This window comes from Paenibacillus sp. P32E, from assembly GCF_001909085.1.
Classification (GTDB): Bacteria; Bacillota; Bacilli; order Paenibacillales; family Paenibacillaceae; genus Paenibacillus_AQ; species Paenibacillus_AQ helianthi.
This window is the reverse complement of the sequence record NZ_LVYY01000046.1, coordinates 272317-295688: the sequence shown is the minus strand read 5'-3', so window position 1 is coordinate 295688 and position 23372 is coordinate 272317. Positions and strand designations below refer to the sequence as shown.

The following is a 23372-nucleotide window of genomic DNA, read 5'->3' as shown; positions in this document are numbered from 1 at the left end:
AGTCTCCTCCCGCATTCACTGTATGTTAATGTTTAGTACACATCGCGCTGGTAACGCTGCTCCTGCTGCAGATTGTCCAGATAGGCTGCTGCTGCTTCGGGGCTTAGTCCGCCTTCCTCCTGAATAACGCTGATCAGCGCTGCGTGGACGTCGTGGGCCATATGCTTTTCATCCCCGCAGACATATACATGGGCGCCTTCCTGCAGCCAGGCATAGAGCTCTTGACTATGCTCCAGAATGCGGTGCTGCACATAGACTTTCTCTTCTGTATCCCGGGAGAAGGCCACATCCAGCTTATTCAGCACGCCGTCCTTCAGCATCCGCTGCCAGTCTGTCTGGTAGAGGAAGTCTGTCACAAAATGACGGTCTCCGTAGAACAGCCATGTCTTGCCTTCTGCACCTTGCTCTTCGCGTTCCTCGAGGAACGAGCGGAACGGTGCGACTCCTGTACCGGGTCCGATCATGATCACTGGCACATCGGGATTTGCCGGAAGCTTGAAATTCGGATTGTTCTGGATGTATATCGGCAAAGTGTCTCCTGGCTGCACACGCTCCGCGCAGTGAACCGAGCAGACACCATAGCGTTCTCGTCCATGGGACTCATAGCGTACCGCCCGCACGGTAAAGTGAACCTCCTCGGGATTGGCATTATAGCTGCTGGCGATGGAGTATAGTCTTGCCGGCAGCTTGCGCAGGATGGTTACGAAGCTGCGGGCGGGTACATCCCATGGCGCGAAATCTTGAATCAGGTCGAGCAGATCGCGACCCTGGATATATTCTTTCAACTGCTTGGAACGGTCCGGCAGCAGCAGTTCATGCAGCGCGGGAGCCGCTGACAGCTTCGCTGCCTGCTCCAGCAGCGGTTTGGTCAGGACGGTTATTTCATAATGGCGGAGAAGCGCTTCATGAAGGGTGCCCTCCTCACCTTTTTTGTTCAGGGGGACGGCTTCCCCGGTGTTCCAGCCCATGGCGGTAATGATCTCTTCTACCAGCCGGGGATGATTCTCGGGATAGACTCCCAGCGAGTCACCAGGTTCGAAGGTCATGTTAGAACCTGCCAGCGACAGCTCCAGATGGCGGGTTTCACGATCCGAGCCGCGTCCGTTCAGATTCAGATTCTCCAGCACCTCTGCCTGGAACGGATGATTGCGGGAATATGCCGATTGCAGCGATTCCGCGTGTTCGGCCGCAAGGACAGCCTCTTCAGCAATAGCGGGGGCACTCTGGGCACCGTTAAGGGCGGTAATCACTTGTTCTATCCAATCAGCGACCGGCTCGTCATAGTCCAGATCGCAATCTGCACGGGGGCTTAGACGCTGGCCGCCCAGCTCTTCCAGCTTCTGGTCGAAATCCTTGCCCGTCTGGCAGAAGTATTCATAAGAGGTATCCCCGAGTGCCAGCACCGAATACCGTAAATGATTCAATTGGGGCGCTCTTTTGCTATAGAGAAATTCGTGAAGCGAACGCGCATTATCCGGTGGTTCACCTTCACCATGCGTGCTGACCAGAATCAGCAGGTTCTCTACTTTCTTCAGTGCATTCGGCTTAAAGCTGTTCATCGCAGATACGGTGACCTCGAATCCCTGCTCCTTCAGCTTGCCTGACAGGCTGGAAGCGAGACGCTGGCAATTGCCAGTCTGTGATCCGAAGAGTACGGTGATATCGCGGGAAAAGGACGGCTGGGCAATCGCAGCTGAAGCAGCTGAAGCAATTGCAGCACCCGGAACGGGTGTTACAGGCACAGCCGGCGCAGTAGTGGAGTCAACGGATATGCCCTGCAGTGTTATTGCGGATATATAGCCGCCGAGCCAAATCTGCTGTGTCTGCGTCAGTGACGGCAGAAGGCGGTTTAGAAGATCAACCTGTTCCTCGGTAAAAGGACTGTTCGTAACATGTAATTGCAACACTATCGACCTCTCCTCGCATGAAATCTGCTTCCCTCTTAACAACATAAATTCAGGCTATCACAATTATATGAAACGATCAACGAGACACCAGGCTGCTAAATTTACACTTATAATCCAATAAATTCAATAAAACGCAGAAAAGCCGCTTAAATCAGAGTAAAAAGCTCTGATTTAACCAGCTTCATTACATTTTATGATAACTTCTATTAGATAAAATGATAATTAATAATCGATAAAGCAGCAAGAATTTCACAAAACCTGCCTAATGATATGCCGGATGGTCATTCCAAGGACATTCAGCCCGAAGGTCTTACCTTTTTAAAGAAAAACGCTTCAGCGGTTTCTTGAGCAGATGTACCAAAACCAGCAGCCCCCCGGCGTTGATCGCCAAGTCTGCAAGGTTCAGAATGCCGCCACGGCTGCCGAAGACCAGAAAATCCGTTACCTGATGGTAAATGACACGATCCATGGCGTTGCCGATTGCCCCGCCTACCAAAAAACCGCTCGCCGCTTCCAGTAAAGGCCCCCTCAGTTCTCCCTTTCGTCTGTAATAGAACACCGCAGCAACAAAGGCTACCGCAACAATGGCGAAATACGGGCCGAATCCCTGAAAAGAGCTGAACGCTGCACCACTGTTCTCGTAATACGTAAACTGCAGATGCCCGCTCCACACAGGAATGGTTTCCCCCAGCTGCATCTTGGAGCGTACTGCCCACTTGGCGGCCTGATCCGCTATAACGACCAATATGGATATTAAGTAAAAAAGCGTAATGGCCACCCCCTCTGCACTCGGCAAAAATAGCGATACTGTTCATTCTTACTGTTCAGCTTATCACAGGAAGACCCTGGATTCATCCTTGCCAGCCTCCGCAAAACAATCTGGACTTTGAGGCGACGCCCGGTGATTACTACGCCCACGGCTACACCCGCTTTTTTTAAGGACAGCGCTGCCTTAGCGAGAAAAATAAAAAAACGCGGGAATATCCCAAAGGATGCTCCCGCGCTGTCCAGCTCCAGTATTAAACTTACGGCAGCCGGTTTCCTATATTGATTCCCGCCGGAGCATTTACCAGGCGTAGGCTTCCGGTGCCGGACGGCCCGGTCCCGGGAAAATCTCGTCCAGCTTCTTCAGCGTATCTGCATCGAGCACGATCTCGGTGACTCTCAGCGAGTCTTCGAACTGTTCAATCGTCCGTGGCCCGATAATCGGTGCGGTAACGGCAGGATTGGCCAGTACCCAGGCCAGCGCCACTTGGTCTTCATGCTCCCCAAGCTCCTTACAGAGCGCGGAGAATTGCTCCAACTGGCTCCGGTGCTGCTCCAGCTTGGCCGAACGGGCGCTGCGCACACCACTTTTGGACAGCGCATTGCGTCCCAGCAGGCCGCCAGCCAGCGGACTCCATGGGATCACTCCCAGACCCAGCTCCTGCGAGGCTGGAAGGACCTCCAGCTCCGGCGTCCGCTCCAGCAGGTTGTACAGATGCTGCTCGGAGACAAGCCCCAGGAAATGGCGTTCTTTGGCCTTTGCCTGGGCAGCGGCAATATGCCAGCCCGCAAAGTTGCTGGACCCGATGTAATCGGCTTTGCCCTGGGAGACCAGAATTTCAAATGCGCCCCACAACTCGTCCCAGGAGACATTCCGGTCAATATGATGCATTTGATACAGTTCAATGTGATCCGTCTGCAGACGTTTCAGTGAGCCTTCGAAATGACGTCTGATCTTGTATGCTGACAAACCTGCACCTGAATTGGGGCCGTCCTGCTCGTCGAACATGTCACCGTAGACTTTGGTAGCCAGAACAACCTTCTCGCGCCGGCCGCCTCCCTGCTGAAACCATCGGCCGATAATTTCTTCCGTCCAGCCGCGACGGTCATTGCCGCCGTATACATTGGCTGTATCAAAAAAGTTGATGCCCGCATCCAAGGCAGCGTCCATAATTCTGAAGGCTTCCTTTTCCTCGGTTTCCGGGCCAAAATTCATGGTACCCAGACATAGTTGGCTGACCTTCAAACCGGATTTTCCCAAATAACTGTATTTCACTCGCATTTCCTCCCTTGCATTCCTGATTGGTTGTCTGCTGCAAGATCACTATATACCTTAGAGTCTACTGTAAGGCAAGCCATATTAGCAGTCATTATCCGGAAAGAGGACTTCTCCCGACTTCAGCTGTATCTCCACAATTTCCTGTAGTGTGTTCGATAGCTCTCCCGGCGGATACGGCTTCGTCAGATATGTCTTCACGTTCTCAAGCATACTCTTATCCGTCTTGTCCAGCGCCGAGGAGATCACAATCGGCACCTGTTCGGTCCGGGGATCATTTTTGAGCATACGGATCAGATCCCAACCGTCCAGCTCCACTCCCAGCATCAGATCTACGACAATAGCCACAAAAGATGACTTCAGCGCCTGGTCGAATGCTTTTTGGGGATGGTAATGATGGGTGACCCGGAAGCCCTTGCCCTTCAGCTCTTCCGAGAGCAGCAGGGACAGGCTGTAATCATCTTCAACAATCATTACATTAGGCTTCTGTTCCTTATCAGCGCCCCACTTGGCAGACTCCTCCACATGCCCGCTGTCTTCTGCCAACTCCATAGGCAAGCTGAACCAAACGGTAGTGCCTTCACCCTCCACTGACTCGATGCCGATGGTCCCTTTGTGCTTTTCAATAATTTCCTTGCAGATCGCAAGCCCTAGTCCGGTTCCTCCGATCCGCTTGGACGCGCTGTTATCCACTCTTCTGAATTTCTGGAACAGCTGGCCAATCTGATTCTTGGGAATACCCAGCCCCTGATCGTGGACCCGCACTATAATCCGGTTCGGTTCATTGTGGAGCAGTACTTTGACTTCATGGCTTCCCGGTGAAAATTTGATGGCATTGCTAAGCAGGTTGGTAAGCACCTGAATGATCTTGTCTTTGTCAACAGCCACCTCATCTTGCACTGCATCGTCTTCCAAAAGGATATGGTGAGTACTGCTGAGCTTGTATTGGTCAATAACGCCGAGCACAATTTCACTGAGATGTGCCGGTTCGACATTATACTGCTGTGTCCCCGATTCCATTCGCTGCAGATCCAGAAAGTCATTAATCAGCTCGGTCAAACGTTTCGCTTCCTTGTGAATTGTCTCCAGATATTTCAGCTGCTTCTCCGGCTTCATGGTTTTGGACAGCAGCAGCTCCGTGAAGCCAAGAACACTGGACAGCGGAGTCCGCAGTTCATGGCTGACTGTGCTGACCAGCTCGGACTTCATCAGGTCAAGCTCATATTCACGTGTGATATCGCGGTGTACGAACAGCGTCCCGATCCGGTCTTCACGGCGGAGGACCGGAATTGCATAGACATCGACATGCTGAATCTCCTCGGTGCCCAGTGAATATTTCATTGTGCTGGAATCCATGGCCGATTCGGACATCGCATGCTCGTAGAATTGCCGTAGCTCTGCAGATTCATTGGACTTGCCGGTGAATGCTTCCAGCCAATCCTCCGCAGGAACCAGCGAACCCTCGGTCCAATCGCTATAGCGGAACAGCTCACTGAGCGCCTTGTTGATATGCTGCATTACGCCTTCGGTATTGACGAACTGGATACCCTCATTTACATTGTTGACGATATCCCGGTTCAGCTTGCGTCCATGTTCGATTTCCTCATACATCATGAGCCGCTCGATCGCCAGCGCCACCCGGCTCATCAGCCCCTGGATCTCGCTGAGTTCTTCTTCGGTAAAGGTACGGCCGATCCGGCTGCCGCAGAAGACCGCCAGAATCTCATTACTGCTGCCCACTACCGAAGTGTATAAATCATAACAGTAGACTTCGTCAGGAGAGATGCCCTGTTCCCGCGGCGAGCCTACTCTTTGGATAATATAGGATTGCTCTTCTCCCAGGCGGTGCAGAATCTCGGAATGGTGATGATCGAGGTACCGCTCCACATTCGCTTGCGGCACGCCTTTGACAACGGTAATCTTATCCTGAACAAGCAGGAACAGACTGGAATCAAAGTCATAGATCTGATTCATGAACCCGCTGAATTTCTCGGCGAATTCCTGTTTGTCCAGCGTGTAGGTAAGCTCATGATTCAACCGGTTATAACGCTCCAGCATGAAGGTAGTCTGCTCCGTATTCTGGAGGGTAACCGCCAGCTGCTGCTGCACACTTTTCAGGGAGGTGATGTTGTTCGCGATGAGGATATATTGGTAAACCTTGCCCTCATCGTTCAAATAAGGCATGACCGTCATATGGAGCCATACGGACTCCTGGCCATCCTTCACCAGAACTTCAATTTCCCCGCTCCAGTTTCCGCCGGTGGATAATTTACTGATAATCTGCTCCATCTGGGAGGAAGTCATATTCAGCAGTTCGAATAGCCGGAAAGGGTAGCCTATAATCTCGGCATTTCTGTAGCCTGTATAGCTGCTAAGATTGTTATTCGCATAAGTGAACAGCCCTTTATCCGACAGAATGCCGACAGCCGAGGTCTGATCGAGCGCCTTCATCATGCTTTCAATTTCGCTTAATGAACGCTCCAGCTTGAACTGCTGGTCCTGAAGCTCATCCTGCTGGGCATATAGCTCCTCGTTCTGCATCGTTAATTCTTCTTCCTTGTCCTGGATGCTGTGGGCCATGTTCAGGAATGCCTCGTACAAGCGTCCAATCTCATCCTGCTTTTCCAGTTTTCCGAGCAGAACCGTCTCCCCCGCAGCAAGTGAATGGGTAGCCTCCTCCAGCCGGACAATCGGATCAATCAGAATCTTCAACCCCCGCCAGATCATTAAGGTAAAGAAGAGCAACAAAAAGGCACTGATGCCGAAGGCCGCAACGGTATAGCTGTCAGCTCGAAGGATAGAACGGTCTGCCATATCACTTAGCTGCTGATCTGAGCTCTCCTTGAAGGCCTTCGTATAGGCGAGAAAATCATTCAAGGACTTCGTGCTGCCGCTCTGCGAAAGGGTTCGGATCCCTTCATAGTCATCATTTCCGACCAGTCGCATCACCTTTGGCAGCGTTTGACTCTTGTAATTCGTATAAAAAGCGGATAAAGCCTCCCGATACTCCGCCTCTTCCGGTGACAGATTCAGCCCGGCGTATTGATTCAGAATACCATCCAGATTCTCAAGTGCCGTATTCAGCAGACCCAGTTCGTTGGTGCTCTTCAAGGCGATATACCCTCTGGCCCGGAAAAACACTTCATTCAGCGTCCCGGCCAGTTCATCTATGATATTCGCTTTGGTCTGCAGGACCTCCCGTTCCGACTTCAGTCTGCTCTGCTGGGTATTAATAAAAAAGAAGAGGACACTCACTGTCAGGACAATGAGCACGAACAACAGCGTAATAATCTGGTAATATTTCGTTTTGATGCTGGTATTAGAGCGCTTCGTTGTTCTCACTGAGAATGCCCTCCACAATCTGCAGGAGCTCCATGGGGCTGAAGGGTTTCGGCATAAAATAGCGGGCGCCGGCCTCGCGGGCTTTACTGCGGTCGTTCTCCTGCGCCTTGGCGGTCAGCATCAGGATGGGCATGGCGTTTTTTTGTTCTTTTTCCAGCGCCTCGAGAACTTCAATTCCAGTCATCTCGGGCATCATATAATCCAGAATGACCAGATCATACAGCTCCTCCGACAGCTTGGTCAGCGCTTCTGTGCCATTCTCGGCGGTATGGATCTCTACATTCTCCAGATCCTCCAGCGTGTCTTCAATCAGCATGCGCAAGACCTCTTCATCATCGACTACAAGTACTTTTTGCATTCAATCCTCACCCTTCTGTTCCTCCTGATGTTGTGTTGGCTTCTGTTCTAGAACAGAAATCTGTGGGCCAACCGCTCTATACGGGTCAGCAGCTCCGGCAGATGAAATGGCTTCACTACATAATCATCGGCTCCCATCTGCAAAGCATGAATAATATCGCGCTGGTTATTCCTTCCTGTCAGCATGATTACCAGAATATTCACTTCAGGGTAGTTGCTGCGAATCCGCTCCAGAACCTCCAGACCATCCAGCTCCGGCATGATTCCATCCAGCAAAATAATATATTTGCCGCCTTGCGCATACCAGTCCGATTCCAGAAACAGCGGACCGCTGGCATAGCTGCTGACCTTCACAGAGTCGATACCAGCCGGGTCCCAGGATGCAAAATGATGAGTCACAATCCGCCGGATCAGCGCATCGTCGTCCACAACAATCACATTCAGCAGAGATTCGGCTTTGCCTGTGTCCAGCTTGTCCGTATACAGGGTGGTCCGATTCCGTCCCGTATTCTTGCTGACGTAAAGTGCCTGGTCCGCTTCCCCGATCAGCCTGTCCGGTTCATTTACTACCTCACGAACCTCCGTAATACCACCCGAGAAGGTCACTTGAAACTCCTCTTTTTTCGCGGTAAAGGTTCTTGCGGCAAGCTGCTGCTGGATCCGGTCCACGACCAGTAATGCAGAACCTGCATCCGTGTTTGGCATGAACAAGGCAAATTCTTCCCCTCCGAAGCGGCAAAAGGTATCTTCTACCCGAATCGAATGGCGCACGACCTCCGAAAAGGTCTGTAGTACTTCATCCCCGATCAGGTGGCCGTAGGTGTCATTCACCAGCTTGAAAAAATCAAGGTCCATAAGGGCCAATGAAAATATCCGGCCGGTCCGGCGGAAGTCCGACACCAGCTGCTTCATGGTCTGGTTGAAATATCTGCGGTTGAATGCTCCGGTCAGCTCATCTACGATAATCGATTCCTGCCATTCCCGCTTCAGGTCAAATCGGTTCTTAATCAGCACCAGGAATAAATCGATATCCAGCGGCTTCGGCATATAATCCATCACGCCCAGTGAGTAGGCATACATCTGAATATCCTTGGCGTGCTCACCACTGACGATAATAATGGGAATCCGCTCTTTCTTCGCCTTGCCGATGATTTGCTTCAGCACATCAATCCCGCTTTGGTCCGGGAGCAGAACATCGAGCAGAATCAGATCCGGTTTGCCCTCATAAAATATCTTCAATCCGCGTTCCGCGGATAAGGCAATACTTACATAATAGGACTGCTTCTCCAGGGATTCCCGCAAAAAAGCAACCAGTTCTACATCGTCATCAATGATCAGAATTTCTTGCTGGATCGGCATGCCGTGAATATGCCCGGACTCCTGCGAACGGGAGCCAAGCAGCCCATCGTGTGCATCCATATCGTCGCCAAAAAGCTCCAGCAGGGGGTATAGATAATCTCCCCATTCCTCTTCCGGCCAGCAGCGGTGGATATCCTCCGAGAAATAGAGCAGTGTGCTGTCTGCCAGCTTCTCGACTTTGATAAGGCCTACTGTTCCGGCGGTCCCTTTCAAGTTATGGAGGAAGCGGTAAATATCCTTTTCACTTACGAATTCCTGTGCAGACCATGTTTGGAGGGTTTGTCTGGTACGCTGCTCTACCAGCTCTTTGTATTTTCTCGTTGTCATCATAACTCCTTCGAGCTGCTAATATAGTACAAGCCAGTAACCATAGCTTCTTAACTCTGTCAACTGTATTCTATGTAAAATGGAGCTTAAGATCAAATCTGTAATCAGATGGACAAAAAAACTTCGGTTGTCGATTCCCCTTTCCTTTGCCATAATAATTGAAACGGTTCATTCCGTTAAAGCGGCGGATGGACAAAGCACTAGAAAAATATTAACTAAATAATAGGAGGCTTTTTCATTGAAGGGGATTATCACAGTACTGGGTAAAGACAAAGTTGGTATTATCGCTAAGGTATGCACCTATCTCGCAGGCCACAATTTGAACATTCTGGACATTTCACAGACGATTGTACAGGATTATTTCAATATGATGATGATCGTGGATATTTCCGCGCCCAGCAAATCTTTTGAAGAGATTGTGGAAGATCTGCAGCATGTGGGCGAAGAGATCGGTGTGGAAATCAAGCTCCAGCATGAAGATATCTTCAATATTATGCACCGGATTTAGACGGCTGAAGATAATAGATGTGACTATAATTTAAGGAGTTAAACCTATGATTTCAATTGGCGAAGTGCAGGAAACGAATAAAATGATCCGGGAAATGAATCTGGATGTCCGTACGATTACAATGGGGATCAGTCTCATGGACTGCGCCCACACGGATATGCGCGTGTTCAACCAAAATGTCTACGACAAAATCACCCGCTCCGCTGAGAAGCTGGTTAAGACCGGTGAGGATCTGGAACGGCAATTCGGGGTACCCATCGTCAACAAGCGGATTTCGGTGACCCCGATCTCCATCGCCGCTGGTGCAATTCATACCGACACCTATGTGCCGGTGGCCGAAATTCTGGACAAGGCGGCAAAAGAGGTCGGTGTAAACTTCATCGGCGGCTTCTCCGCACTGGTCCAGAAGGGCTGTACCAAAGGTGACCGGATTCTGATCGACAGTATCCCTGAAGCGCTGGCAGTTACGGAAAGAGTCTGCTCCTCCGTGAATGTCGGCTCCTCGCGCAGCGGGATCAATATGGACGCAGTGAAGCTGATGGGCGATATTATTCTTCAGACTGCAGAACGTACCAAGGACCGCGATTCCATCGGTTGTGCCAAGCTGGTGGTCTTCTGCAATGCGGTTGAGGACAACCCGTTCATGGCGGGTGCGTTCCACGGGGTCGGTGAACGCGAATGTGTAATCAACGTAGGTGTCAGCGGTCCGGGTGTAATCAAGCGGGCACTGGAGGAAGTGAAGGGCCATGACTTCGAGACTCTTTGCGAGACGATCAAGCGGACCGCCTTCAAGGTTACCCGTGTGGGTCAGCTGGTAGCCCAGGAAGCATCCAAACGGCTGAACGTACCTTTTGGCATAATCGATCTGTCGCTGGCACCCACTCCGCTGATCGGTGATTCTATTGCTGAGATCTTCCAGGTCATGGGGCTGGAGGAAGCGGGGGCACCCGGCACAACAGCCGCGCTCGCCATTCTGAATGACAATGTCAAGAAAGGCGGCGTTATGGCTTCCTCCTATGTGGGAGGACTCAGTGGCGCCTTTATCCCGGTCAGTGAAGACCACGGCATGATTCAGGCGGTGCAGCGCGGGGCGCTGACGCTGGAGAAGCTGGAAGCAATGACCTGCGTCTGCTCGGTCGGGCTCGATATGATTGCTATTCCTGGCAGCACAAGCAAAGAAACTATCGCAGGAATCATTGCGGACGAAGCCGCTATCGGCATGGTTAACAACAAGACTACAGCGGTCCGCGTGATTCCGGTCATCGGTAAGGAAGTCGGCGAAATGGTTGAATTCGGCGGGCTGCTCGGCTATGCGCCAGTTATGGCCGTGAACCAATTCGACTGCTCGGGGTTCGTGAACCGGGGCGGCCGTATCCCCGCTCCGATACACAGCTTCAAGAATTAGATCCATGAAGAAGCGCCGCCTGCCCGGGTAACGGGGAGACGGCGCTTTTTTTTGACCTGACGATTATGGAGAAGCCTCCAATGCTCATGCTCATAGCAAGGTCTCTATGAACATTGAGTTAAAAACATAAACGGCTTGTGCGTAGCCCTGTTAATATGCGGTTCAAGGCGTCACATGACCCAGCTTGCTGGCAGCCATCATCAGATATAATTCCTGAATCTGTTCTCCACTCTTGTCCAGTGCCAGGCAGAGTACTGCTCTAACCACTCCCTGCTGCTTGAACACAAGATTCTGCTCACCGTTGATCCAGTCCATTGCAATTTCCCATTCGCGCATCTGTTTCAGTACCCGCCGTGAGGTCAGAAGAGCCAGCACGCCCTTACGTCCTGCCATAGGCCTAAGAATGGTATGCACTTCCTGTCCGCCTCCATCGCCGATAAGTACAGGCTGCTCAGCCAGCAGCTCAAGCATTCCGCCAACATCATATGCAGTAAATGCCTCTGTGAACCTGCGCAGCAGCTGTTCTCTTGAAGCATCATTGCCGGCAGCCGGTTGCAGTGCCGAAGACGGTCTGGCTTGAAGCGTCCGCTTCGCCCGGCTAAAGATTTGCCGGCAGTTGCTCTCAGATTTGCCGACCATTTCTGCTATGGCATCATATTCGTACTGAAAAGCCTCCCTCAGCACAAACACAGCTCTTTCGGTTGGGGTTAGACGCTCCAGCAGCACCAGAAAAGCATAAGACAGCGTATCCTTCCGTTCCGCCGACGCTTCAGGCCCGTCATCCGCCTCACTTACCGGCTCCGGCAGCCACTCGCCAACATATGTCTCCCTGCGGCTGCGCGCCGAGCCAAGCATATTCAGGCAGCGGTTAGTGATCCCCTTGGCCACATAGGCCTTCATATTTTGAATACCGCCGGGTTCCCGGCGCTGCAGCTCTGCAAAGCAGTCCTGTACGGCATCCTCCGCATCCGCAACAGTTCCGAGCATTCTATAAGCAATCGAGAAGGCGTAACGATAATAACTGCGGTACAGCTCCTCCATGCGGCTCCCCGCCATTGTCTCCGTACCCGTTCGAATACCCGCCTTGCTTCCCCGGTCTTTCACTGCTGTCCCTCCTGTGCTTAATGACTCGCCACTCCTATTTTAATTAAAACAACCGGGATACATTCCGGTAGAAATCGCGATCCGGTTCCAGTTGTTGATCGTATTGATCGCCAGAATCCAGTCCACATATTCCTCCTGGCTGAAATGTTCCATAACCTTGTCGTACAGTGCCACGGGAACCCCCCCTTGACTGATAAGGGTAACAGCCTCAGCAAACTCAAGCAGCACCTTTTCCTTTTCTGTAAACAGCGGAACTTCATGCCATACACTAAGCAGCAAAATATGGTCTGCATAATCGCCCAGCTTCATTAAGTCCTTGGCGTGCATATCCAGACAGAAGGCGCAGCCGTTGATCTGGGAGACCCTGATTTTCACTAATTCATATAATACCTTATCCTGGATCCGCCCGCCCGCATGCTGCTCCATGGCCATCATTGCCCGAAAGGCCTGTTCATTTGCCGCTCTGTAATTAAATCTTAAACTCATTCTAATCGCCTCCATAATGTGTGTACATAATGAAGACAATGTGGCGTGGTGATTTGTGACAAACCGCTCCAAACACATAAAAATCAACCATGTAGTGCCCTAGCGGTGCTTTCAAAAATCCACTATATAAATTAAACTAGCAATTTTTCTGTTTTGGGATTGGCCGTGACTCCAGAGAATGTTTGGACTTCCGGCCGCTGTTGTCTGCAGATTTCTTGATTGTATACCGTTTATAACGGGTGAAATCCGCAGACAAAGGCGGTCGCTATCGCTCCTCCAGTTCCAAACTTCTCTTCCGCCACTTCTCCCTCAATAGGTGAGCCTGAGCTAGCGTACTAGGAAAAGCCTCCCGGCCTGACTCAGGCTGGAAGGCTTTTGCTTAAATATGGCTTACGAAATGAGCATCCCTGTACTGCAGTATCAGGCTGCCAGAATATCAGACCGCGGCATTCTTTGCCCTTTTGGCTTTTTTGATCGTGATCATCCGCCAGCCAGTCAGCAGAGCCGAAACTAGACAGATAGCCGACGAAGTCATGAATACGACATGCATGCCAGAGAGGAAAATATCCGGACGGTCCGGAATCAGGCCGGTTACCCGGTAGCCCGCTTTATTGCTCATTACATGAAAGAGTAGGGTCGTAGCAATGGTGATCCCGACTACCATCCCCACATTACGGACCAGTGAGTTGACACTGCCTGCCGATCCCAGCTGGGTTCGCGGCACTTTGGACATGACCAGCGAGTTGTTGGGCGACTGGAACAGACCACTGCCGATTCCTAGCATGGCGATCCACACACCCACCAGGGCTACCGCGCTTCCGTCATGCAGACGGGCCAGGCCGAATTGAGCGATGACCATCACAATCAGTCCGGCGAAGGTTAGGAACTCTGAGCCGATTTTATCAGACAAGGCCCCGCTCAGCGGAGCTACAACGACCATGGAAATCGGGAACAGCATGAGCAGGAAGCCGGCATAGAATGGTGACAGGTTCAGCATGTTCTGTGCATAGAACGGGGCAATAATGTTAAAGCAGAAGTTCGCCACGAATACCAGAAACGCACACAGGATGCTGAGTGAAAATAAGGGGTTCTTGAACAGCGACAGCTGTAGGAGCGGCTGGGTCCGGCGCAGCTCCACAATAATAAACACAATAAAGGCTGCGGCTGCGGCAATCAACGCCGATAGAATCCGGCTGTCCCCATATCCTAGCTGCTGTCCAAGCAGCAGACCGGCGAACAGGGTCACTATGAATATAGCGAACAGCAGGCTTCCGGGAAGATCAATTCTGGATTTCACCCGGACCAGGTCCTTCGGAAGAACCTTCCACCCGAGCACAATAGCGATTAGGCCAATCGGAACGTTCACCCAGAAAATATATTCCCAGCCCAATGCGGAGACGATAATGCCGCCCAGGCTGGGACCTGCTATACTGCCGAGCGAAACGAAGGTCCCGATCAACCCAAGCGCTTTGCCCCGCTCCGTGGCCGGGAAAATGTCTGTGACAATTCCCTGGCTGTTGGCCATGGTCATTGAAGCGCCAATCGCTTGAATGACCCGGGATGCAATCAGAAACGGCAGACTTGCACTCAGGCCGCAGAGCAGTGATCCGATGATGAAGATAACGGTTCCGGTCTTGAAAATCCGGATCTTGCCGGCGATATCCCCCAGCTTTCCAAAGAACAATATGGCTGCGCAAATCGCCATCAAATAGCCGGTTGTAACCCACTCGACCTGTGCCATCGGCAGCTGCAGCTCCTTTACGAGCACTGGCAAGGCAATATTTACAATGCTTCCGTCAAGTGTGGACATAAAGGTGAACAAGTTCAGAACGATTAAAATGATCCAGCGTTTCTTCTGAACCGCCGCATCCTCCTGATAGGTTGCACTGATTGTACTCAAATTTAACACCCTCTTCGAACATTTTTCGCATATAGTTGCGTCCGCAACGAATAGATCTTTCCCAGTGTACTCCAATTTAGTTGCATGCGCAACTATATTAATGTACTATCAAGTGGAAACGGCTTCGCCGTCCTTTTAAGGGACGGAATCCGTTTCAGCGAGAAATAGAAGGATGATTTATAGCGTGAAACTTATAAATCCTTATATTTTTGAGTTGAGTCTGCTGACAGCAGGATTTTGACCAAAGAGGGGTGCAGGTTGAATATGAAAAGAGAACCCATCGGCAAGCTGATCTCCCAGCTTCATCGCCAGCACCAAAAGTGGCTGGTCAAAGAACTGTTGCCTTATGGCATCGGCAGCGGCGGGCAGCACAGCTTCTTGAAGCTGATTCTGAGCCATCCGGGCATCACACAGGATCAAATGACAAGTGAAATGAAATTCGATAAAGCCACTACCGCCCGCTCAGTGAAGATGCTTGAGGAAGCCGGATACATTGAGCGCAGAACCGATCCCAAAGACCGGCGTTCGTCCCTGCTCTATCCGACAGCCAAGGCATTGGAGTTCGCCCCGGTTCTGCAATCGGTTCTGGCAGAGCTAAACCGCAAGCTTACCCTCGACTTCACTGCGGATGAGGTAGACCAGCTTGTTATTTTACTGCAAAAGGTCTATAAAAATTCAGAGAACCTGTGAACGAAAGTGCAAGCAACGTAAGCGCCGCATCATGAGTATAGCTACAGGCCGGAGTCCTCCTCAAGGGGACTCCGGCCTGTGTCTCTGCTATATGGGAAATCATACTTCAGTGTTCAGTTCTTCCAACGTCATTTAACGGACTGGTGCCGAATGTCGCTACTGGCTCGTGTAAGTGGTGCCCGCAAGCTTCGTAACCTCTTGGGTTATGTCCTCTCCGCCCATTCGTTTCCACTTGGCTACAAAGAGGTCAAAATCACTGAGAGGCGAATCACCCACGATGATATTCAGGAAGGTTTCGCTCTCCAGCTTCTGCAGTTCAGGCCACTTGCTCCGCATATGCAGTGTACTTCCGTAAAAGACACTGCGTACTCTCTCGATCGCTGTCGTAGACAATACTGCGACTCCGTATTTGTAGGCATTTGCCGCTTTCCAGCCCTCCAGATTTTTTTTGGGCTGCTCCTCCTCTGCAAGCCAGTGCTCATAGAGCACTCTGGTGTCAGGGTCCAGTGAATCCGGATCGATCTTGCCGTGAACCGCCTGCTGCACATCCGCATAATGCTTCTCGATAGCGTCTGCATAATCAATCAGCAGATCGAACGGGTAATACGCCCGAGGCTGAATGCCGGTCTGCGCCGAGAAATCATCCAGGCTCCGAACCGCCTCCTCATTCGGATCTCTTCTACGCTCCAGCCGGGTGAAGGCATTCAGCAGCTTCACTACGGCTTCAGGATGCTCATAACCCTTGCGGACAACCAGATAGCGGTCGGTGACCGGAGCCATATGGGTCACGAATTTGCCGGATGCATCAAGCGGGGCGGCATAGGCCCGCCACTCCGCCTTGGTATCCGCAGCAACAGCCTCCGACAGCGGATAGTAAGGCATCCACCACGGGCCGAAGAACATCCCCGATTTACCGGAAATGATCGGTTCCTGCGTTTCCTTATACAAGGCAAAGTCAGGATCAATGAGTCCCCGCTTGTACCAGTCAGCCAGCTTGCCCAGTGCCTCCTTGGTCTCCGGGGTAATCGAACCATAAACAATATGACCCTGGCTGTCCTTGATCCAATTGGTGGGAAAGGCATGAAATGCGCTGAATAGGGCATCTAATCCGTTGACATGGGGTTTTGTGCCGTACACGATATTGTTATAGGCGCTTAACCCTACGGTGTCCCGCTTGCCGTTTCCGTCCGGGTCTTTCTCGATAAATGCCTTGGCAATGGCTTCAATATCCGCAAAGGTACGCGGAGCCGGCAGCTCCACCTTGTCCAGCCAATCCTGACGGACCCACAGCAGGGACGGCGAATCCGCGTTAATTGCCACGTTGGGCAGACCGTACAGCCTGCCGTTCCGGGAGGCATCCCGAAGCGCTTCACCTTGGGTGGAATCATACATATCCTTGATCAGCTCGGAAGCATACTCCTTGTAGGTTTCGGTCAGATCCGCAATCATATCGCTGTCCATCAGCGTTTTGAGCTGGTCCCTGTCGACCACCATCGCGTCCGGTAGATCGTTGCTGTCGATCGCCAGCTGTACTTTTTGCGTAAAAGTTTCTTCACCCTTCGCTTCCCAGGAATGAATGACCTTAATATTCGTCAGACTCTCCAAATAACGTGAAATCGGGTTATTGTCGTTGCTGTCTCCCGTATTAAGCCGGGAATCGGGCACTTTGAAACCTATCCGCATCATTACCGGATTCTCGTATCTCCCGTAAGCAGCCGCATCTGGATGATTTGCCGGATTTGCAGCACTTGCTGAGCCGGCAACCGGCATACTGCCTCCCCGGCAAGCCGTCAGGGAGAGCAGAGCCGCGGTTGCAAGAACATATTTCACCATTCTCCTCACCTCTCCATCCCCTCCGCACGATATTCGCTTGGCAGCTTACCGACATGTTCACGGAACAGCCTGCTGAAGTAGCGGTCATCCTCAAATCCAGATTTGCCTGCGATTTCACAAACCGGATAATGGGTCTCCAGCAGAAGAGTTTTGGCCAATTCCAGACGCATGCTCCGCAGGCTCTCGCCAAAGGTCTCCCCGGCAAAACGGGCAAAACACTGGCTGAAGTAGCCTCTGCTCATATTGATCTCGGCGGCAACATCCCCTTGGTTGATTTTATCTCCTGCATGGGTTCTCATGAAGCGGACTGCACGAATCAGACAGAACATGACCTCTTTGCTCAGTCCGAGCTCAAGCATCCGCCGCTGGACACACCCGGAGAACTGCCGGAGCCAGTTTTTCCATTGATACCAGTTCAAGTTCCCGGCAACAGATATTTCCAGTTGTTCTGATTCTTCTGCCTTCAGGATCAGTCGGCTCCAGTCCTGGAGCAGCGACTGACTGAATGCTGTAATGTGTTCATGCCCCGGCTGAAGCTGCTGCACCCTGGAGGTGAACACTTCCCAAGCTTCGTGGTCCAGCGTCCATCTCAGATTCAGCCCTTCAGCCAAAATCTCTTCTCCGGCGGGATGCCGCTCACCGGCCATTCGCTTCAGTTCACCAAAGTTCAGTCGGGCAGGCTCCTCCGCCCCGCTATAGTAAAAAAGCGCTTGCCGCAGCGTCTTGCCCAGCACATCTTCAACTTCCTGAAGCTGCCGGTCTCTCAGCCCGCTAACCAGCGCCGCCCGCCACCGTCCGCCTAGTTTCCTTGTGAATTCCAGACAGGCTTCATCCACAGTAAAACGGCTGAGCAGCGGGGTCATCCACATGTCCTGAATAGGGATTAGCGGATTATTCTTCGTTACTGCAAGCTGAAACAGTTCTTCTTCACTGCCACCCTGCAGCCGTGGAAGATAGATCAGCGCCAGGTCAGCAGCCACCACCCGGCCCTCTCCACGTGCCAGCAGCTCCCTCGTGCTGTCTTCCCATTTCACACGCTCAACCAGCCGGCGGATGGTCTCATCGGCATTCTCCACCTCCAGCAGGGTTTTGACAATGTAATCAACGGCTCCGAGGCGCAGTGCCTCCTGCACATAATTAAATTCATGATGGCAGGTCAGCACCACACAGCGAATAGCCGGAAAGCGCTGGCGCACTTGCCGGATCAGCTCAAAGCCGGACATACCGGGCATGGTCAGATCGACAAATAAAAGGTCTGTCTCCTGCTCCAGGAGCAGTGACAGTGCGGCGTTGCCGTCACCGGCTTCGCCGACGATCACCACCCCGAAGGACGACCAGTCAATCAGCGAGATAAAGCCTTTGCGCACCAGGCGCTCGTCATCGACTACAACAGCTTTAATCATCGAAGTCCTCCTTGCCTTTAATGGGAATGATAATGGAGATGATGGTTCCTTCCCCTACTGCACTGTGAATCTGTAGGGTCATCCGCTCTCCGTAATACGTCCTCAACATACGCATGACGTAGGAGAAGCCAATCCCAAGCCCGCGCTTGCCAACTTCACCGTCAGCCAGCAGCTCCCCGATCTGGACCTCATCCATACCTGTTCCGTTATCCCTGACACACAGCTGTACTTCCCCCGGACCATGGGCCGTAATAATGACATCTACCCTGCCGTTGTCGCTGAGTCCATGATAGATCGAATTTTCAACCAGAGGCTGGAGCAGAAAGCGCGGAACCGCTGCACTCAGCACCGCTTCTTCTGCCAGCACATTGAATTCAAACTCATAATCATAACGGATTCGCTGCAACTCCATATAATTGCGGATCGCTTCAATCTCCTCGCCAATCGTAACGATAATACTCTGTTTGCCAAGATTATAATGGAGCACCTTCACCAGCAGCGTAACCAGCTTGTCGATCTCCTTCTGGCCGTTCAGCCGTGCAAGCCATTGCACTGTATTCAGTGTGTTATGGAGAAAATGAGGGTTGATCTGGCTCAGCAGCTTCTCGATTTCAAATTGGCTTTTCTGCTTCTCATTGCGGGCTACAGCCAGGATCAGCTCGTTGACCTGATCCTTCATCTGCTGAAAGTTCGTCAGCACGAAGTCGAACTCCTCTACATTAGTGAAGGCTACCGGAGCCGTTACATTCTCTGCCATACGGATAATTTCGAGGTTCACCTTACGTAATGGGCCATAGATCCTTCTCCAGATCAGCCAAGCCAGCATTCCGGCAAACAGCAGCGTTAACAGGGCGAGCAGAATCATTTTGTAGAACCAGGTATAAATTTCGCTGTTAAATACTGATTTCTTAACGACAGCTACAAGCTTCCACCCTTGCGGACTCTCGTAACGGAACAGATGATAGCCGTCAAGCTCCTCATGGGCAGCCCCTGTGCTTGTGCCGGCAGCATCCACAACCCGTGCAGGCACTTGGCCGTCAATGATATTCGTAGCCGTGCCATCCTGGTTGACGAGCAGATGTTTCACCTGCATCCCGTAAGCCTGCGGATTAAAAATTTTGCGCAGCAGACTGTAGTTCGTCTCCAGATAAACATACAGATCATGCTGGCCGTTCACCCGGACGATTCTCCGCTCCGAAAACACAACATTGTCGCCAACCGCATACATCGTCCCATGGGGCCCGTAATAATCAGCCCCGTTGTAACGCATAAAGGATGGGAGCCGGCTGATATCAAAATTCCGCCGTGTGCTCATATTGGTGAACAGCACCGGGTCCTCGCTGCCCGGCATAATATAGGCCGTCAGACCGATGTAGGGATTGGTGAAGTTCACGAGATTAATCTTCTCATTGATGGAATTCATGATCTGGGATTTGCGGTAGATCTGCTTCTCCTCCAGAAAGGACGACATCTCTGCTACGATTTGACCGTCCAGCGCAAACTGCTTGGAGGCGAAATCCAGATTATCGATGGCATTCTCCAGGCTGAGCGCTTCCTGCCGCAGACTTGCGCTGATGCCGCTGCCGATTTTGCCGGAAAGAATGGAATAGATTGAAGTATACGAGACCATTCCGACAATAAGCAGCGGCAGCAGAGTTCCGACCAACAGGTAGATCACTAAGGTCGTCCGCAGGGAATGGCTTGCCGGAGCATGCCTTCCCCCGTTCTTTTTGAGCATCCGCACGTCCTTTTTCTCCTCCAATGAAAGCGTTTTATCCAATACTGATAGAATACCAGATTTACGCTAACTCGAACAGAATAAGGCAGAGCAGCTTCATCACCGCCCTGCCTTGCTCCTAGTTGTCAGAATGGCTTATTTTACACTTTTACGGGCCTCAAACAGTTCCTGTGCTTTCTTGACGGAGAAGTCCATCACATCGGCATACCCTAGGCCGTTCACCTTGTCATGCATTTCTTTGTTCAGTTTGTCGAATTCAGCCTGGTTCTTGGCAAAGACCATTTTCCAGGAAATTTGCTGAATCACCGTACCGATTTGCTTATTCTTCTGTTCCAAAGTTTTATCCATCGTCAACGGTTCTTTCCCGGTGAAGCCCTGAGGGGCAACGGCAAGCAGATTATTTTTCTCAAAATATTCCTTCGCCGTCAGCACGCCCATCTTTGCTCTCCAGTCACTGTCCAGCTTCGACGGGTTGCGTTCCAGGGATGTTTTCCACAAATTGTGGTCATATGGCTCGCTGGTCTGCGGATTCACCATGGCCGGAACCACGAATGAGAAGTTCATCTGATTCGAGCCGTAGTAGTAGTCCCCGCCGCCATATTCATCCGGAACCTTGGTGTTCTGCTGATCAGCGTATGCCTTCCAGCCAAAGTCAGTAACGACCGGTTTGCCGCTGCTGTCGATATCCCAGGTCAGTCCCTTCGGTCCATTCGGTACCGCCGTTCCGCTGCCTGCTGAGATCATTGCGCCTTCCGGTGTATACATCCAGTTGATAAATTCCATAATCCGCGCCGGGTCCTTGGCCTTCGCACCGATGGAGATGATCCCGTTACCGCCGTATACATTGAAGCCTGTGGAATACATCAGCTCATCCTTGAACGGTACAAGAGCGAAGCCCTTGCCTTCCGCCGTTCTTTCCGGTGTATTGTAGTTGGCAGCACCCAGCCACGGGAACCAGGAGAAGAGCAGACGGCCATCCTTGTACTTGGCAACCACATCATCAAATTTCTGTGTCAGCGAATCGGGATCAAGCAGTCCCATCTGATTGGCCTCAAAATACAGCTTGAGCGATTTCATATACCAGCTGTCGTCGGAGAGAAAATCATAATACTTCTCTTCATCCGCTTTGACATATAGGGCAGTGTCAGGAATTTCATCATAGCCCATCATATTGGCGAACTGTTTCGCCAGTGTCATTTTATAATTGCCGTCCCAGTCGGACCAGAGTGAGAACGCATAGGTTTTTTTACCCAGCTCATTCTTGGGTTCCAGCTCCTGCATCTTCTTCAGCACCGGCAGATAATCCTCGATCTTGCTGATTTCCGGAGCTCCGATTTGCTGATAGAGATCCCAGCGCAGGTCCGGTCCCCAAGTCATATCCTTGCCCTCGGAAGGTCCAGACGGGTTCGTCGCCACACTGTTTCCCATCCCGTAGACCGCGCTGCCTCCGCCAAAAGCGACCTTTGCTTTCTCAATGGCTTTGGGAAATTGCTTCGCAATATCCGGGGCGTACTTGTCGAGCAGCCCGTCTTTGGTCCAATCCAGCAGCAGGTTGCCCTTGATGGCATTCGGATAGTGGTTCTTGTCATCCCCGAAGATGATAATATCGCCGAGATCACCGGAAGCCATCATTGCTGAGATTTTGGTGTCACCGCCAGTCAGATTGGAGGCTACGATTTCCAGCTCAATATTGAACTTGTCTTTGATCAATTTGGCGAACCAGCCGGTCTGCGGGCCTGCATAGTTAGCTGTGGTCGAGAATACCGTCAGCTTCAGCGGCTTGGAATGGTCGGGTGCCCCGTCACTAGGCGCTGTCGTTTCCGCTGCAGCATTGGTTGCTTCAGCCGTAGGCTTATCAGTAGCCTTCGCTGTGTTCGTCTTGCCCGAATTCCCGTTCCCTCCGCCGCAGGATGCCAGAACCAGCACCAGAACCATGCTCAGCAGAAGAAGCGGCAGCTTATTTAATCTCATTGCGTCATACCCCCTAATGAATTGGTAAAAGGTGAAGAGTGCTCCTAAGTTAAAGCTCCGCCTGCCGGCAGAGCCGAACTCCAGCCATACCTGCTTTTACGGACCGGTCAGCCCTTGACGGCGCCGATCATGATGCCTTTGACAAAAAAACGCTGGAAAAACGGATATACAATCAGAATGGGCAGCACAACGATCATCGTCACCGTCATCCGCACAGAGGTTGGCGTCTGCATGTTCTGCACACTGGCCGCCATATCCGGGGAACTTCGGATGAGTGCGGCCAGCGAGCTGGACTCATTCAGGTATCTCCAGAGCAGGAACTGCAGCGTGAAATATTTGGTGTCCGTCATCAGGAATGCCGTATCAATGAAGGAGTTCCACTGGTTGACCGCCGAGAAAATCGTAATGGTTGCCAGAATCGGGGTGGTCAGCGGAACGATAATACTCCAGAAGGACCGCAGATACCCTGCGCCGTCCATGGCTGCCGACTCCTCCAGCGAGGGAGGAATCGCCTCGACGAAGGTTTTGACAAGAATGATGTTGAACGGAGTAATGATCGTCGGCAAAATATAGGCCAGATAGTTGTTGGTTAAATGCAGGTTGTGCATCGTAATATACCAGGGAATCAGCCCTGCGCTGAAATACATGGTGACGACGACGCTGCGGTACCAGACCTGCCGGCCCCACATCTCCTTCTTCGTGAACAGATAACCGAGAAAGGCGGAGGCGCCCACCGTGAGCAAGGTACCCACTACAGTCCGGTAGACCGAGACCAGCGCCGCGTGGCTGAGCCCGCTGATCCGCAGCACCTTAGAATAGTTGTCGAAATGGATCTGCTGCGGATAGAACTTGATGTAACCCGCCGCGCTGAGATCATTGGAGCTGATGGTGTTAATGAACAGGTAATAGAAGGGATAGATGCAGCTCAGGGTGAACAATCCAAAGAGCACATAGATGATTCCCTGGAACAGGACATCGCCGGGTTTTAGCTTTTTACGCAA

At 51.8% G+C, this 23372-nt stretch carries 17 protein-coding genes; 3 read left to right on the top strand and 14 right to left on the bottom strand.

The window, feature by feature from the left end:
- Window positions 1-32 precede the first annotated feature (32 nt).
- From A3848_RS25950 to A3848_RS25925, 6 genes are all read right to left on the bottom strand, one after another.
- Window positions 33-1904, bottom strand: a complete 1872-nt coding sequence (locus A3848_RS25950; RefSeq protein WP_074087832.1) for an assimilatory sulfite reductase (NADPH) flavoprotein subunit — start codon at window positions 1902-1904, stop codon at window positions 33-35.
- 313 nt (window positions 1905-2217) lie between these two features.
- Entirely contained in the window at window positions 2218-2703 is a 486-nt protein-coding gene (lspA, locus tag A3848_RS25945; RefSeq protein WP_256702553.1) for a signal peptidase II, read from the bottom strand.
- 270 nt (window positions 2704-2973) lie between these two features.
- A complete protein-coding gene (locus A3848_RS25940) occupies window positions 2974-3948 on the bottom strand; it encodes an aldo/keto reductase (protein WP_074087751.1) in 975 nt (324 codons plus the stop codon).
- Between the two features lie 84 nt (window positions 3949-4032).
- On the bottom strand, window positions 4033-7290 hold the full coding sequence (locus A3848_RS25935; RefSeq protein WP_074087750.1) for an ATP-binding protein: 3258 nt from the start codon (window positions 7288-7290) through the stop codon (window positions 4033-4035).
- Complete coding sequence (locus tag A3848_RS25930; RefSeq protein WP_074087748.1) at window positions 7268-7648, bottom strand: response regulator transcription factor; 381 nt, start codon at window positions 7646-7648, stop codon at window positions 7268-7270. The genes A3848_RS25935 and A3848_RS25930 overlap by 23 nt, the downstream gene beginning before the upstream one ends.
- A 47-nt stretch (window positions 7649-7695) precedes the next feature.
- The gene (locus A3848_RS25925; protein ID WP_074087747.1) at window positions 7696-9333 is read right to left on the bottom strand and encodes a diguanylate cyclase; all 1638 of its coding nucleotides are present in this window, start codon (window positions 9331-9333) and stop codon (window positions 7696-7698) included.
- Window positions 9334-9571: 238 nt separating this feature from the next.
- Between A3848_RS25925 and A3848_RS25920 the strand changes: the two genes are divergently transcribed.
- Both A3848_RS25920 and A3848_RS25915 read left to right on the top strand, forming a co-directional pair.
- Window positions 9572-9841, top strand: a complete 270-nt coding sequence (locus tag A3848_RS25920; RefSeq protein WP_074087745.1) for an ACT domain-containing protein — start codon at window positions 9572-9574, stop codon at window positions 9839-9841.
- 49 nt (window positions 9842-9890) lie between these two features.
- Window positions 9891-11246, top strand: a complete 1356-nt coding sequence (locus A3848_RS25915) for a PFL family protein (RefSeq protein WP_244169765.1) — start codon at window positions 9891-9893, stop codon at window positions 11244-11246.
- A 162-nt stretch (window positions 11247-11408) separates the two neighbouring features.
- On the opposite strand, the gene A3848_RS25910 is transcribed toward A3848_RS25915, so the two are convergent.
- From A3848_RS25910 to A3848_RS25900, 3 genes are all read right to left on the bottom strand, one after another.
- Window positions 11409-12302 carry a sigma-70 family RNA polymerase sigma factor gene (locus A3848_RS25910; protein ID WP_074087828.1) on the bottom strand — a complete coding sequence of 298 codons (894 nt, stop codon included), beginning with the start codon at window positions 12300-12302 and terminating at the stop codon, window positions 11409-11411.
- Window positions 12303-12389: 87 nt separating this feature from the next.
- On the bottom strand, window positions 12390-12836 hold the full coding sequence (locus tag A3848_RS25905) for a carboxymuconolactone decarboxylase family protein (protein WP_074087741.1): 447 nt from the start codon (window positions 12834-12836) through the stop codon (window positions 12390-12392).
- A gap of 436 nt (window positions 12837-13272) precedes the next feature.
- Window positions 13273-14736, bottom strand: a complete 1464-nt coding sequence (locus A3848_RS25900) for an MFS transporter (RefSeq protein WP_371916102.1) — start codon at window positions 14734-14736, stop codon at window positions 13273-13275.
- A 264-nt stretch (window positions 14737-15000) separates the two neighbouring features.
- Here A3848_RS25900 and A3848_RS25895 point away from each other — a divergent pair, with 264 nt between their 5' ends.
- Window positions 15001-15426 (top strand): MarR family winged helix-turn-helix transcriptional regulator, encoded by a 426-nt coding sequence (locus A3848_RS25895; RefSeq protein WP_074087826.1) that lies wholly within the window; start codon window positions 15001-15003, stop codon window positions 15424-15426.
- Between the two features lie 156 nt (window positions 15427-15582).
- Here A3848_RS25895 and A3848_RS25890 read toward each other — a convergent pair whose 3' ends face one another.
- The 5 genes from A3848_RS25890 to A3848_RS25870 form a co-directional block, all read right to left on the bottom strand.
- A complete protein-coding gene (locus A3848_RS25890) occupies window positions 15583-17259 on the bottom strand; it encodes an extracellular solute-binding protein (protein WP_074087738.1) in 1677 nt (558 codons plus the stop codon).
- Between the two features lie 5 nt (window positions 17260-17264).
- Window positions 17265-18662 carry a response regulator transcription factor gene (locus tag A3848_RS25885; protein WP_074087736.1) on the bottom strand — a complete coding sequence of 466 codons (1398 nt, stop codon included), beginning with the start codon at window positions 18660-18662 and terminating at the stop codon, window positions 17265-17267.
- Complete coding sequence (locus A3848_RS25880) at window positions 18655-20400, bottom strand: sensor histidine kinase (protein ID WP_074087825.1); 1746 nt, start codon at window positions 20398-20400, stop codon at window positions 18655-18657. Before A3848_RS25880 ends, A3848_RS25885 begins: the two co-directional genes overlap by 8 nt.
- A gap of 135 nt (window positions 20401-20535) precedes the next feature.
- On the bottom strand, window positions 20536-22371 hold the full coding sequence (locus tag A3848_RS25875; protein WP_074087735.1) for a type 2 periplasmic-binding domain-containing protein: 1836 nt from the start codon (window positions 22369-22371) through the stop codon (window positions 20536-20538).
- 107 nt (window positions 22372-22478) lie between these two features.
- A complete protein-coding gene (locus A3848_RS25870; RefSeq protein WP_074087733.1) occupies window positions 22479-23372 on the bottom strand; it encodes a carbohydrate ABC transporter permease in 894 nt (297 codons plus the stop codon).